General features: G+C 70.3%; 11 protein-coding genes and 2 pseudogenes. 5 read left to right on the top strand and 8 right to left on the bottom strand.

What is annotated here, in order from left to right; genetic code table 11:
• From ON23_RS11930 to ON23_RS11915, 4 genes and pseudogenes are all read right to left on the bottom strand, one after another.
• A partial coding sequence (locus tag ON23_RS11930) for a TetR/AcrR family transcriptional regulator (RefSeq protein ID WP_039778160.1) occupies positions 1-916 on the bottom strand: 916 nt, incomplete at its 3' end.
• 71 nt (positions 917-987) lie between these two features.
• On the bottom strand, positions 988-2,484 hold the full coding sequence (locus ON23_RS11925; RefSeq protein ID WP_039778172.1) for a CoA-acylating methylmalonate-semialdehyde dehydrogenase: 1,497 nt from the start codon (positions 2,482-2,484) through the stop codon (positions 988-990).
• 41 nt (positions 2,485-2,525) lie between these two features.
• Positions 2,526-2,744 carry a hypothetical protein gene (locus tag ON23_RS11920; protein ID WP_039778159.1) on the bottom strand — a complete coding sequence of 73 codons (219 nt, stop codon included), beginning with the start codon at positions 2,742-2,744 and terminating at the stop codon, positions 2,526-2,528.
• A 103-nt stretch (positions 2,745-2,847) separates the two neighbouring features.
• Positions 2,848-3,164, bottom strand: a pseudogene (locus ON23_RS11915) (SDR family NAD(P)-dependent oxidoreductase); the annotation flags it as partial.
• Between the two features lie 74 nt (positions 3,165-3,238).
• Here ON23_RS11915 and ON23_RS11910 point away from each other — a divergent pair.
• The 3 genes from ON23_RS11910 to ON23_RS11900 all read left to right on the top strand — a co-directional run bounded on the left by ON23_RS11910 (position 3,239) and on the right by ON23_RS11900 (position 6,294).
• Positions 3,239-4,816, top strand: coding sequence for a methylmalonyl-CoA mutase family protein (locus ON23_RS11910; RefSeq protein WP_039778158.1), 1,578 nt, complete (start codon positions 3,239-3,241; stop codon positions 4,814-4,816).
• Positions 4,816-5,229 carry a cobalamin-dependent protein gene (locus ON23_RS11905; RefSeq protein ID WP_039778157.1) on the top strand — a complete coding sequence of 138 codons (414 nt, stop codon included), beginning with the start codon at positions 4,816-4,818 and terminating at the stop codon, positions 5,227-5,229. The genes ON23_RS11910 and ON23_RS11905 overlap by 1 nt, the downstream gene beginning before the upstream one ends.
• 324 nt (positions 5,230-5,553) lie before the next feature.
• Positions 5,554-6,294, top strand: a complete 741-nt coding sequence (locus tag ON23_RS11900) for a PP2C family protein-serine/threonine phosphatase (RefSeq protein WP_051042497.1) — start codon at positions 5,554-5,556, stop codon at positions 6,292-6,294.
• Here ON23_RS11900 and ON23_RS11895 read toward each other — a convergent pair.
• On the bottom strand, positions 6,285-7,385 hold the full coding sequence (locus tag ON23_RS11895; RefSeq protein WP_051042493.1) for a lycopene cyclase family protein: 1,101 nt from the start codon (positions 7,383-7,385) through the stop codon (positions 6,285-6,287). The genes ON23_RS11900 and ON23_RS11895 overlap by 10 nt on opposite strands.
• Positions 7,386-7,534: 149 nt before the next feature.
• Here ON23_RS11895 and ON23_RS35885 point away from each other — a divergent pair, with 149 nt between their 5' ends.
• Positions 7,535-8,395: a hypothetical protein gene (locus tag ON23_RS35885; RefSeq protein WP_143859948.1), complete on the top strand. Its 861-nt coding sequence runs from the start codon at positions 7,535-7,537 to the stop codon at positions 8,393-8,395.
• A 21-nt stretch (positions 8,396-8,416) separates the two neighbouring features.
• Here ON23_RS35885 and ON23_RS11885 read toward each other — a convergent pair whose 3' ends face one another.
• The 3 genes from ON23_RS11885 to ON23_RS11875 all read right to left on the bottom strand — a co-directional run bounded on the left by ON23_RS11885 (position 8,417) and on the right by ON23_RS11875 (position 11,572).
• Positions 8,417-9,181, bottom strand: coding sequence for an SDR family oxidoreductase (locus ON23_RS11885; RefSeq protein WP_039778156.1), 765 nt, complete (start codon positions 9,179-9,181; stop codon positions 8,417-8,419).
• Between the two features lie 11 nt (positions 9,182-9,192).
• Positions 9,193-10,557, bottom strand: coding sequence for a DUF1003 domain-containing protein (locus ON23_RS11880; protein WP_039778155.1), 1,365 nt, complete (start codon positions 10,555-10,557; stop codon positions 9,193-9,195).
• Between the two features lie 133 nt (positions 10,558-10,690).
• Positions 10,691-11,572, bottom strand: coding sequence for an alpha/beta fold hydrolase (locus ON23_RS11875; RefSeq protein WP_039778154.1), 882 nt, complete (start codon positions 11,570-11,572; stop codon positions 10,691-10,693).
• A 93-nt stretch (positions 11,573-11,665) separates the two neighbouring features.
• Here ON23_RS11875 and ON23_RS39960 point away from each other — a divergent pair.
• Positions 11,666-11,947: pseudogene (locus ON23_RS39960) on the top strand (AfsR/SARP family transcriptional regulator); the annotation flags it as partial.
• Positions 11,948-11,956 lie beyond the last annotated feature (9 nt).

The raw sequence follows: 11,956 nt of genomic DNA, 5'->3' as shown, positions 1-11,956 counted from the left end.
AGGCGCGCGAGATCTCGTCGTGGAACGACCCCATGATCGAATCCAGCAGCGCCTGTTTCGATTCCACGGCCCGGTACACGCTGCCCGCGCCCATTCCGGCGGCGGTGGCGATATCGCGCATGGTGGTCGCCTCGTAACCGCGGCGGGCGAATTCCACCCGCGCCACCGCACGCAGCCGCGCCGTGCGGTCGTCGTCGCCGGTGCCGTCGGGCGCCGCCCAGGTGGCGATGCTGTCGTGCGCCGCGCGCAGGGCCGCCGAGCGATCGAGTGCGGCGGGGGAGGCCGGCTCGGCGGGCAGGCCGTCGAGCAGCAGGCGGCACACCACGGTCGCGACGCGGTCGGCGGAATTCTCGCGATGCAGGACCGACAGGCCGATGTGCAGCATGGTCTGGCACAACTGTTCGGCCAGCACCGACCGATCCACGGTGGCGGCGAGGTATCCGTGCGCGGCGGCCGCGTCCAGCAACGCGCGCATGGCCGCGATCGGCGCGACCGGCGGATCGGCGGCCAGGGCGATCAGCGCGGACCCGGCGCCGGTGTGCGGTTCGTAGATCGACAACTGCAGTGCCGCACGGTGTTCCAGTGCGCAGGCGGCGAGGGCGGTGGCGTACCCGTTCACGACAGCGAAGGCGCCGTCGGCGCTCGTGATCGCCGAGGGCGGCGGTGCGGACCGGGCCACGGCGTCCAGTGCGGCGTGATAGCGCTCGAGCAGTTCGACCGCGATCGCTTCCTTCGAATCGAAGTGGTGGTACAGACTGCCGGGCAGGATGCCGCAGGCGTCGGCGACATCCTTCACGTTCGTGCCGGCGTATCCCGCCGAAGCGAACAGGTCCGCGGCCGCGCGCAGGATCTCCGACCGTCGTGCGCTGTCGGCGCGGGCGGCGGCCGGTGCGGCGGGGATCCGTGTTCGTGGCATCTGCTCAGTGTGACCGATATGCCCGCGCCCGGGGTGCGGTGACCCTGCCCCGGCCCCGGCTGCGCGGGGCGTCAGTCGTTGCGCGGGAAGCCCAGATTCAGCCCGCCGTGGCTCGGATCCAGCCAGCGGCTGGTCACGGCCTTGGTGCGGGTGAAGAAGTGCACGCCCTGCACGCCGTGCGCGTGGGTGTCACCGAACAGCGAGTTCTTCCAGCCGCCGAAACTGTAGTAGGCCATGGGAACCGGAATGGGCACGTTGATGCCGACCATCCCGACCTCGACCTCGTACTGGAAGCGCCGGGCCGCGCCGCCGTCGTTGGTGAAGATCGCGGTGCCGTTGCCGTAGGGATTGCCGTTGATCAGGTCGAGGGCCTGCTCGTATCCGTCGACCCGCACCACCGAGAGGACCGGGCCGAAGATCTCCTCGCGATAGGCGGCCATCTCCGGGGTCACGTGGTCGAGCAGCGTCGGCCCGAGCCAGAACCCTTGGGACACATCGATATCGGCGTCGGCGGTGCCGATCGCGCCGCGACCGTCGACGACGATGCGGGCGCCTGCGGCCTCGGCGGTGTCGATGGCGGCGGCCACCTTGTCGCGATGGGCGCGGGTGATCAGCGGGCCCATATCGGCCTCGCCGTGCCCGTCGCCCAGGCGCAGGCCGCGGGTCCGCTCGGCCACCCGGGCCACCAGGTCGTCGGCGATATCGCCGACCGCGACGGCCACCGAGATCGCCATGCAGCGTTCCCCGGCCGAACCGTATCCGGCATTGACCAGCGCGTCGGCGGCCAGGTCCAGATCGGCGTCGGGAAGGATCACGGCGTGGTTCTTGGCGCCGCCGAGGGCCTGCACCCGTTTGCCGGTCGCGGTGGCCGTGGCATAGACGTACTCGGCGATCGGAGTGGAGCCCACGAAGGAGACCGCCTTGATCGCCGGGTCCAGCAACAGCGCGTCCACGGCCTCCTTGTCACCCTGCACGACATTGAAGACGCCGGGCGGAAGTCCGGCCTCCTCCCACAGCTTCGCCAGCCACAGCGCCGCCGACGGATCCTTCTCGCTGGGTTTGAGTACGACGGTGTTGCCGGTGGCGACGGCCAGAGGGAAGAACCACATCGGCACCATGGCCGGGAAGTTGAACGGCGAGATGATCGCGACCGGGCCCAGCGGGGCTCGCACCGAGTACGCGTCCACGCCGGTCGAGACGTTCTGGGTGAAGCCACCCTCTACCAGATGCGGTATGCCGCAGGAGAATTCGACCACTTCCTGGCCGCGGGAGACCTCGCCGAGGGCGTCGGAGAACACCTTGCCGTGTTCGGCGGTGATCAGTCCGGCCAGTTCGGATTTGCGGGCGTCGAGCAGTTCACGGAAGCGGAACATGATCGAGGTGCGCCGCGCCAGCGAGGTGTCGCGCCAGCCTGGGAAGGCGGCCGCCGCGGACTCGACGGCGGCGCGGACCTCCTCGGGTCCGGCCATGGCGACCGCGCCCGTGACACGTCCGGTGGCGGGATCGGTCACCGGGGCCGTGCGCGCGGCGACGCCGGGCCGGAGGCCGCCGTCGATCCAGTGGCCGATGTGCGCGACGTCGGTGGCGGCGGTCGGTTCGATCGTGCCGGTCACGACCGGACCCCCGCGTGCGCACCGGTCATGGTGGTCAGCGGCGCCGCGCCGTACCAGCCGCAGGGCAGGCCGCAACTGGCGGTGATCTCGACTTCGCGGCGATGGTCGGCGAAGGTGCGGACGGTGCGCACCGCCTCCGCGGCGTAGCCGCAGCGCGGGCAGGTGCCGAAGTAGTCCAGTATCCGGCGGACCGCGATATCGACGGGCGGCTGCATCAGTACCTCCGGGTCACGAGTTGAGTTGTGCGGCAGGGGATTCGTATAGGTCGTGCGGTCAGCCGAGGAACAGGTCCGGGATCGGCCGCTCGCCGCCACCGTCGGTCGGCTCCACCGTGATCGCGCCGGCGTTGTTGACGCAGATGTCGATGCCGCCGAAGCGGTCGACCGCGGTCCGCGCCGCACATCCTCCTCGCGCCGCACATCGCCCACCACCGCCACGGCTTTCCCGCCCGCGGCCTCGATCTCGGCCACCGCGGTGTGGACGGTGCCGGGGAGTTTCGGATGCGGTTGCGCGGTCTTGGCCAGCAGCACGATATTCGCGCCCCGGGCGGCCGCGGCGACGGCGATGGCCAGGCCGATCCCGCGGCTTGCGCCGGAGACGACCATGGTGCGGCCGGCCAACGGATATGCGGGCATGACGCTCCTCGAAGTCAGTCGTTCGCCTCTGATGGTATTGGCATTCTCTTTTTTTGCAAGTAACGTATTCAAGGATGAACGACGACGTCCAGACCTCTTCCGGCATCCCGCTCGCCCCGGTCTACGGCCCGGGCGATCGCGTCGCCGAACCACCGCCGCCGGGCGAATATCCCTTCACTCGCGGCAATTTCGGCACCGGTTACCGCGGGCGACTGTGGACCTTCCGGCAGTACTCCGGTTTCGGCACCGCCGAGGAATCCAACCGCCGCTATCGCTATCTGCTCGAGCAGGGCGGCACCGGCCTGTCGGTGGCCCTGGATCTGCCGACCCAATGTGGTTACGACTCCGACGATCCCGAGGTGAGCGAGGAGGTCGGCCGGGTGGGCGTGGCCGTGGACACCCTCGCCGACGCCGAGATCCTGTTCGACTCGATCCCGCTGGACAAGATCAGCACCAGCTTCACCATCAACGGCACCGCCGCGATCCTGCTGGCGTTCTACGTGGCCGCCGCCGAACGCAAGGGCGTCGCACGCGCGAAGCTGACCGGCACCATCCAGAACGACATCCTCAAGGAATACGCGTCGCGGGGCACCTGGATCTGGCCGGCGCAGCCCTCACTGCGGCTGATCGCCGACACGATCGAATTCTGTGCCGCCGAGGTGCCGCGGTTCAACGCGATCTCGGTGGCCGGTGCGCACTTTCGCGACGCGGGCGCGACCGCCGTGCAGGAGATGGCGTTCACCCTCGCCGACGGAGTCACGTACTGCGACACCGTGGTCGAACGCGGCCGCATGAGTATCGACGAGTTCGCGCCGCAGATCTCGTTCTTCTTCTACACCCACGGCGACTTCTTCGAGGAGATCGCGAAATACCGCGCCGGCCGGCGACGCTGGGCCACGCTGGTGCGGGAACGCTACGGCGCCACGACCGACCGCGCGTCGATGTTCCGGTTCGGCTGCGTCTCCGGCGGCGCCTCGCTGTACGCACCGCAGGCGCAGAACAATCTGGTGCGCGTGGCCTACGAGGCGATGGCCTCGGTGCTGGGCGGAGTGCAGTCGATGTTCACCGCCGCCTGGGACGAACCGTTCGCCCTGCCCAGCGAGGAATCGGCGACACTGGCGCTGCGCACCCAGCAGATCCTGGCCTACGAAACCGGCGTCACGCGGGTGGCCGATCCGCTGGGCGGCTCCTATTTCGTGGAGGCGCTCACCGATGCGACCGAGGAGCGGATCGTCGAGATCATGGCGGATCTCGACGCGCACGGCGGCATGGTCCGCTGTATCGAGGACGGCTATCTGCAGGGCCTGATCGCCGACGAGGCCTACCGCGCCCACCAGGACATCGAATCCGGTGTACGCCCGATCGTCGGGGTCAACCGATTCACCTCCGACGAACCCGCTCCCGAGATCGGCACCTACGAATTGGATGCCGCCGGAAGGGATCTGCAATTGAAGCGACTGGCCAAGGTCAAGGCGGACCGGGATTCCGGTGCGGTCGCCGCCACGCTGTCGGCGCTGTCACGCGCCGCCGAGGGAGACGAGAATCTCATGCACCGGCTCATCGACTGCGCCAACACCTACTGCACGGTGGGGGAGATGACCTCCGCGCTGAAATCGGTGTGGGGCGAATTCCGGCAGCCGGTGGTGTTCTGATGCCCGCGCGCGTACTGGTCGCCAAACCCGGGCTCGACGGTCACGATCGTGGCGCGAAGATCGTCGCCCGCACGCTGCGCGACGCCGGTTTCGAGGTCGTCTACACCGGCATCCGCCGCCGCGTCGAGGAGATCGTGTCGATCGCGGTGGCCGAGGATGTCGCGGTGGTGGGGCTGAGCATTCTCTCCGGCGCGCATCTCGGACTCACCACCAAGGTGGTGCAGGGGCTGCGCGCCGCCGACGCCGCCGATATCGCGGTCGTGGTCGGAGGCACCATCCCGCAGGCCGATGTGCCGAGACTTCTCGAGGCGGGCGCGGCGGCGGTGTTCCCCACCGGCACCCCGCTGGATCAGCTGGTGAGCGAGATCCGCGCGCTCACCGCGACGGTGGCGGGGCCGCCCGAGCCGAGATGACCGCGGCCCTGCGTCCGGCGCAGGTCACAGCCGGGCGAAGCGTCGGCGTCGTACCGGTCACGGGCACGTTCGCGTGGTCGATCGAAGCGGGGTGTTCCAGGCATTTCGGGCGCCGAAGGTGGCGGATCGCCACCACGATCCGGCCCCGGACGGCGGCCTGTGATGAACTCGTGGCCGTATTCACAGGTTGAGCACGGTCCCGGCTGACATAGTCTGAGCAGGCGAGTTCTGTTCAGGGCAGTTTCGGCGCCGGTCGCTGTCCGGGCGATCGCCGGCGAGAACGAACGGAACCGCAGTCGGCAGGGGCAGTCGAGGAGGTCGGCCGTGCACACAGCGGTGACGACGGCAATCACACGGCGTGAGTTGATGCGGCTCACGGGAATCACAGCGCATTCGGTCAGCCGGCGCGGCGGCCGATCGCTCAATGCCGACGCGGTGTCGGGCTATATCGACTCCGCGGTCGGACGCAGCGCCTTCGCCGTCGCGGACGGCATCGGCGATCATCTGCTGGCCGCGCGCGCGGCGCGCAGCGTGGCGCAGGTCGCGGCACGGGTGGCCGTTGGTGGCAGCGCGGCCGCGGGAATCCTTGCCGCACAGCAGCAATTGCTGCGCGAATTCCCCGAGCCCTCCGCCGACAGCGTGGTGGTCGTGGCCGTGTGCCCGACACCGGACCGCATCGACGGACCCTGTGACATCGCCTGGGTCGGCGACTGCCGGGCCTACCACTGGAACGGGCGAGTGCTGCATCAGATCACCAGCGACCACACCGTCGCCGAGATGATGAACGCCCGCGGCGTCACCGTCGCACCGCGGATGCACCACATGGTCACGACCTCGGCGCGGACCGTGCGGCCGGACGCGGTGGGCCACGGCATCACCGGCACGGGCACCGGCCGCTGGCTGCTCAGCACGGACGGGGTGCACAAGACCCTGGCGATGACCGAGATCAAGCAGATCCTCGCCGACGCCGACTCCGCGTCGACCGCCGCGGACGCCCTGGTCGAGGCGGCGATCACGGCCGGTGCCACCGACAACACCACCGCACTGGTCTTCGATCACGGCTGACCGGCGCGCACCCCGGTCGCGGCCGCGACGGGTACACCGGCCGCTGCCGCGGCCAGGACCCGGCGCAGCGGCCACGGCAACGCGCGAAACAGCGCGGTCATCGCGGCGGCGGTGCCGCGCGGATCGGTACGCCCGGACAGGTAGGCGCGCTGCAGGTCCGGCGGCAGGGCGAAGAACGCGTCGAAGAACGCCGGAAGTTCGTGCGGCGGCAGCGCCAGCAGCGCCCGCAGTCCGGCCCTGCGCAGGGCGAACACCAGCCGCGCCGAAACCGGCCACAGACTGCGACCGGTGGCGACGGCGTCGGCCGCGGCGAGTGCGGCGCCGACGCTGTAACCGGTCGCCGGATGCAGCAGTCCGCCCGCCGCCCCGAAGACGCCGTCGCGGGCCCGGCCGCCCTCGACCGGGAAGCGCACCCGTTCGACCGGAGCGTCCGCACCGAATTCGATTCCCCGGCAGCGCAATCGGTGTTCCAGCCGGCGCCGCAACTCGTCGAGGCCGATCGCCGGCCGCCCGGCCAGGCAGGTTTCCTCGAACAGCACGCGGTCCCCGTCCAGGGGGATCGTGTACAGGAACGACGCCGGTGCGTCGACGCCGGCACCGTTGTCGCGGGACCAGTCCATGAACACCGCCGGTTCGCGATCACGGTGCAGCACAATGCCGTACGCGGTCTGCTCGGCCCGCCGCGCGTCGCGGGCCAGTCCGCGCGCGTCGACCACGCGGCGCGCGGTCAGGATCCGTCCCGAGGCCAGCCGCACCCGCTCGCCTCGCTCGATGTCCAGCACCCGGTCGGCGATCACCCGCACCCCGGACAGGTCCAGCGCGTCCTGTAGCGCGGCGGTGCCGAAAACCTGGTAGGCGCGGTCGATCTCGACTTCCCGCGTCCCCCGGGCGAGCGGTCGCTCGACCGTCGCGGCCACCACCCGGGGCGGTAACCAATCCGGCAATTCGTCGGCCCAGGTGGCGTAGGTCGCGGGCCAGCGGCGCCACGGATGCGGATCGATCGCGGTCACGGCGAGTCCGTGGACGGCCGCGCGATGCGCCAGCGCCCGCCCCGCCGGGCCGAGCCCGCAGACGATGAGATCGGCACTCATGCCGCCATTGCAGCAGATCGACCGGCCGCGGTGTGCCCGCCCGTCGCATCACGACGGGTGTGTCGGGTCCGGTATCGTCGACCCACGATGCCCGGGGGGAGACCACGACCGCGGAGGGCGCTGCCCCGGGACGCGGAAGGTGGCAGCAGATGACGTATCCCCCCGGACCCGGGCCGTACGGTTACGGCCCGCAACAACCCCACGACGCGGGGTGGGGGCGCGACCCGAACCAGCCCGGCTCGGGCTGGGACGCGGCGCCCGGCGGGTGGGAGACACCGGCGTGGGATCAGCAGATGCCCGCGCCCAACTGGGGGCAGCCCGCACCCGGCGGCTACCCCACACCACCGCCGCCGAAGAACAACACCGGGCTCATCGTCGGCATCGTCTTCGGCGTGATCGCGCTGCTGGTGATCGCGGGCGGCATCGTCGTGGTCGCGACCCGCGACTCCGGCGGCGACAACCAGGCCGCCGGAACCAGCACTCCCGCGCTCGTCCCCGCCACCACCGACCCCCGGACCACCACCGCGGCACCCACCACCAGTGCGAGTCCCGGAACCTCCAGCCACCTGAGCTATCAGGAATACGGGCACGACTGGAACTTCAAGGCCGGCGATGTGGAACTGCACGCCGACTGGGTGGAGGGGCGCGATCATCCCAGCTGCGCCGATATCGAGGTCGGCGGCAAACTCACCTCGCTGGGGTGTCAGTACGCGGCGGAGATGGTGTACAAGGCCGAGGGTGGTTCGCTGATGCTGACCCAATTCATCGTCGGCATGTCGAGCAGCGAGAAGGCCGCGGCCGCACCGGACGCCTACACCGACGACGATCTGACATTGCGGCCCGGCACCTACATCTCGAACTTCGCGACCGGCAAATGGAAGGACGACGCCGAAAAGCAGTTCCTGGTCATCACCTTCGCCACCGCCACCGGCTCGGTGGACGAGAACACCGTGAAGAAGTACCTGAAGTACCGGCACGAAGACATCCTCGGGGCCCTCGCCTTCCGCTGACGGAGTGTGCGGTCCTCCGGCTCAGATACCGCCGGTCGCGAGCAGGCCACCGTCGACCCGCACGACCTCGCCGGTGATCCACGCGGCCTGATCGGAGACCAGGAAACCGACCAGCGCGGCCACATCCTCGGGCGTGCCCAGGCGCCGCAGCGGATAGGTCGCGGCCACGGCCTCCTCGTTGTCGGTGACCAGAGCGTCGGCGAATTTCGTCTTGACCACACCCGGCGCGACGGCGTTGACCCGAATCGACGGACCCAGCTGCCAGGCCAGTTCCTCGGTGAGCCGGATGAGGGCCGCCTTGGACGCGCCGTAGGCGGCGATCACACCCGTCGAGCGGATGCCGGCCACACTCGCGAGGTTCACCACCGCGCCGCCGTGCTCACCCATCCACGCCCGGTAGGCCTGCTGCACATAGCCCAGTGCCGCGACCACGTTGACGTCGAAGATCTTGCGCACCGCCCCGAGGTCGGCCTCCATCAGCGATCCGTAGACGGGGTTGATACCGGTGTTGTTGATCAGGATGTCCAGGGATCCGAATTCGGCGACCGCGGTGTCCACCTGTTCGGCGCGCGCCGCCTCGTCACCCGAATTGCCCGCCAGCGCGACGACCGTGCCCGGATGGCCCAGCGCCCGCAGCCGATCGGCCGCTTCGGCGAGCGGTTCCGGCTTGCGGGCGGTGATCAGCACATTCGCCCCGCGCCGCAGCAGTTCCGCCGCCACCGCGTACCCGATGCCGCGACTCGCGCCGCTGACCAGCGCGCCCTTGCCCAACAGATCCTCACTCATGGGTCGCGACCTTACGTCAGGTCGGCGTGGGCGCCGCCGCGGACCCGGGCCGGGGTGCTGCGCAGCACCTGGAAGCCGGCGCCGGAGACCATGACCGGAATGCGCCGCGCGGCCTGCAGGTAGCGGATCCGCGCGGATTGGGGAAGCTCCGCCCACGGCAGCGGTTCGGCGTCGTCGGGATCGGGGTGTGCGGACCCGCCGAGCAGGGCGCGCCGATCCGCGATCCGGCGTTCGTAGTCGAGTCGTGCCAGGAGCCCGATCTCGTCGTCGTCGAAGGTGACCGCGAAGGCCGGATCGAAGGCGGGCACCATGAAGCAGCCGATCGCGGCCAGATCCTCGCCGATCCCGCGGGCCTGCAGCCGATAGGTCCGGCGCGCCTGGTCGCTGAGCTCGTTCCAGTGACGCAGGGCGGCGGCGTCGGCCGGCGCCTCACCGGTGGTCATGACGGTGTGGGCGCGGGCCTGATGGTCGACCCGTTCGCTGGTCTCGTGCAGGGCTCGGCCGAGTTGTTCGCTGACCCGGTTGGTGACGTATCCGGTGAGGCTGTCGATGACCCGGTCCTGTGCGGTCAGCCGGGCCTTCATCCGCCGGCATTCGTGCAGGACAGCCTGGGCATCGAGGAAGGTCTGCTCGGAACGACGGTCACCGGTGCGTCCGAGCACGTCCTGCCCGACCATGATCACGATCATGAACACCAGCTGGGCGAGCGTGGACAGAAATGCCATGAAGGCGAACGGGTACGGGTCCACGCGCTGAATTCCCGCCTGCGCCAGCACAACCCACAGGATCTGCGAACCGAGCGCGAGGTAGAAGCCCCAGACGCTGCCCAGCCGCTCGGTCAGCCACACCGCGATCCGGTCGTTGGTGCTGACCGCCTGGTCGGCGGCCTGCGGCGGCGGCTGCACCCGGTGGCGTTCGATCCACGGGTGCGGCGTCGATTCGAGCAGGCTCAGTCCCCGGCTGAGGGCGCGGTCGTGGTGGTCCAGATGCGCCTGCAGATCCGCGACCTGGGCGAAGATCGCCTCGGTGTTCTCGTAGGTCTGCACCGACCGGCGGTCGGCGGCGGCGCTGAGCACCCGCTGCCCGACCAGGATCACCAGGCACAGGATCAGCTGGGCGACGTTGTCGACGAACAGCAGGAACGGGAACGGATACGGGTCGACCGGGCGCAACGGCCCCCAGGTCGCCAGCGCCATCCAGGTGCTGAATCCGATCAGCACCAGATACAGCGCGGGCATCGACCCGATCCAGCGGGTGAGGACGGCGGCGACGGCATCGTTGACACCGAGGCGTTCGTCGGCCATCGTCACCGCGCCGGTGCGCGTGTCCGCTTCGGCGCCGCCGCGTATCTCACCGGCCCGGCTGTCGCTGCTCACCTCTACGGCCCCCTCGCCTGCGCTCGTCCGATACCGCGCACTGTACGTGCCCGATATGGCGAGCGCGCATCCGATACGCGGGGAACGGGGCTGGGCGGCGGTGAAATATCCGGTGCGGCAAGGGTTTCGGTCGTCAGCGCCGCAGGAGATCGGTGATCACCTCGACCACCGCGTCCGGCGCCTCCTCGGCCATGAAATGCCCGAGCGCGAGAGTGCGGTGGTCGAGATCGGCCGCCCACTCGTGCCAGATACCGGCGGCGTCGTATCCGAGGGCGGCGCCCCAATCCTGCTGAATCACGGTGACGGGCATGGTGAGTCGCCGTCCGGCGGCGCGGTCGGCCCGATCGTGGTCGAGATCGATGGTGGCCGAGGCGCGGTAGTCGGCGACGATCGAATCGACCGCGCCCGCACATGCCCGTAGATATTCCGCGCGGACGTCATCGGGAATCGCCCCGGGGTGCAGGCACCAGGCGTCGAGGAAGTGGCCGAAGAAGTCGTCGGCGCTCGCGCGGATCATCCGCTCGGGCAGCCCGGGCGGTTGGGCCATCAGATACAGATGGAACGCCACCGCGGCGGTGTGGCCGTGCAGGACATCCCACATATCCGGCGTCGGCAGCACATCCAGCACCGCCAGCTGGGAGATCCGATCGGGACGGTCGAGTCCGGCGCGAATCGCGACCAGGGCGCCGCGGTCGTGGCCGGCCAGCGCGAACCGATCGAATCCGAAGTGGTCGGCCAGTGCGATCACATCCGCGGCCATCGTGCGTTTGGCGTAGGTGTCCGGGCCGGCGGCAACCGGTTTGCCGCTGTCGCCGTAGCCGCGCAGATCCGGGCACAGCACCGTGTGCTCGCGGGCCAGCGCCGGGGCGACGTGACGCCACATCAGATGCGTCTGCGGGAAGCCGTGCAACAGCACGATCGGAGTTCCGGAGCCGGCGTGTGCCACGGACAACGCGACATCCTCGGCGACCCGAACGCGGTCGTAGTCGAAACCGGGGACGGTGGGTGCGGACATGCGGTGATGATCCCTTCTCTAGGCTGGTTCGGTGCGCGATCGATACTCGGCGGCGGGAATGAGCAACCGATGAGTGCGCAGTTCAGCGATCCCGATGCGGCACCGTGGGCGGGTGTCCTGGGCCCGGTGCGGGCCGTCGCCGCGGACGGGACACCGCTGCCGCTGCGCGGGCCCCGCCACGCCGAGGTGCTGGCCCGCCTGATCGCCGCCGGGGGACGGGTGGTGCCGGTACCGGCAGTGGTGGGAGACCTGTGGGAGGAGCCGCCGCCGGGAGCGGTCGCCGCCGTGCGCACCTTCGTCGCCGCACTGCGGCGCGCACTGGAACCCGGCCGCGCGCCGCGCACCCCCTCCCGCGTGATCGTCACCGAGGGCACCGGATACCGG

Source organism: Nocardia cerradoensis NBRC 101014, from assembly GCF_000308535.1.
In the GTDB taxonomy this organism is placed as follows: domain Bacteria; phylum Actinomycetota; class Actinomycetes; order Mycobacteriales; family Mycobacteriaceae; genus Nocardia; species Nocardia cerradoensis.
The sequence above is the reverse complement of the archived record's forward strand: the minus strand, read 5'-3'. Positions and strand labels throughout refer to the sequence as shown.

Bases quoted from the DNA above. Each gene is read 5' to 3' on its own strand.
- ON23_RS11920 (WP_039778159.1), bottom strand. From the start codon at position 2,744: ATGCAGCCGCCCGTCGATATCGCGGTCCGCCGGATACTGGACTACTTC.
- ON23_RS11910 (WP_039778158.1), top strand. From the start codon at position 3,239: ATGAACGACGACGTCCAGACCTCTTCCGGCATCCCGCTCGCCCCGGTC.
- ON23_RS11905 (WP_039778157.1), top strand. From the start codon at position 4,816: ATGCCCGCGCGCGTACTGGTCGCCAAACCCGGGCTCGACGGTCACGAT.
- ON23_RS11895 (WP_051042493.1), bottom strand. From the start codon at position 7,385: ATGAGTGCCGATCTCATCGTCTGCGGGCTCGGCCCGGCGGGGCGGGCG.
- ON23_RS35885 (WP_143859948.1), top strand. From the start codon at position 7,535: ATGACGTATCCCCCCGGACCCGGGCCGTACGGTTACGGCCCGCAACAA.
- ON23_RS11885 (WP_039778156.1), bottom strand. From the start codon at position 9,181: ATGAGTGAGGATCTGTTGGGCAAGGGCGCGCTGGTCAGCGGCGCGAGT.
- ON23_RS11875 (WP_039778154.1), bottom strand. From the start codon at position 11,572: ATGTCCGCACCCACCGTCCCCGGTTTCGACTACGACCGCGTTCGGGTC.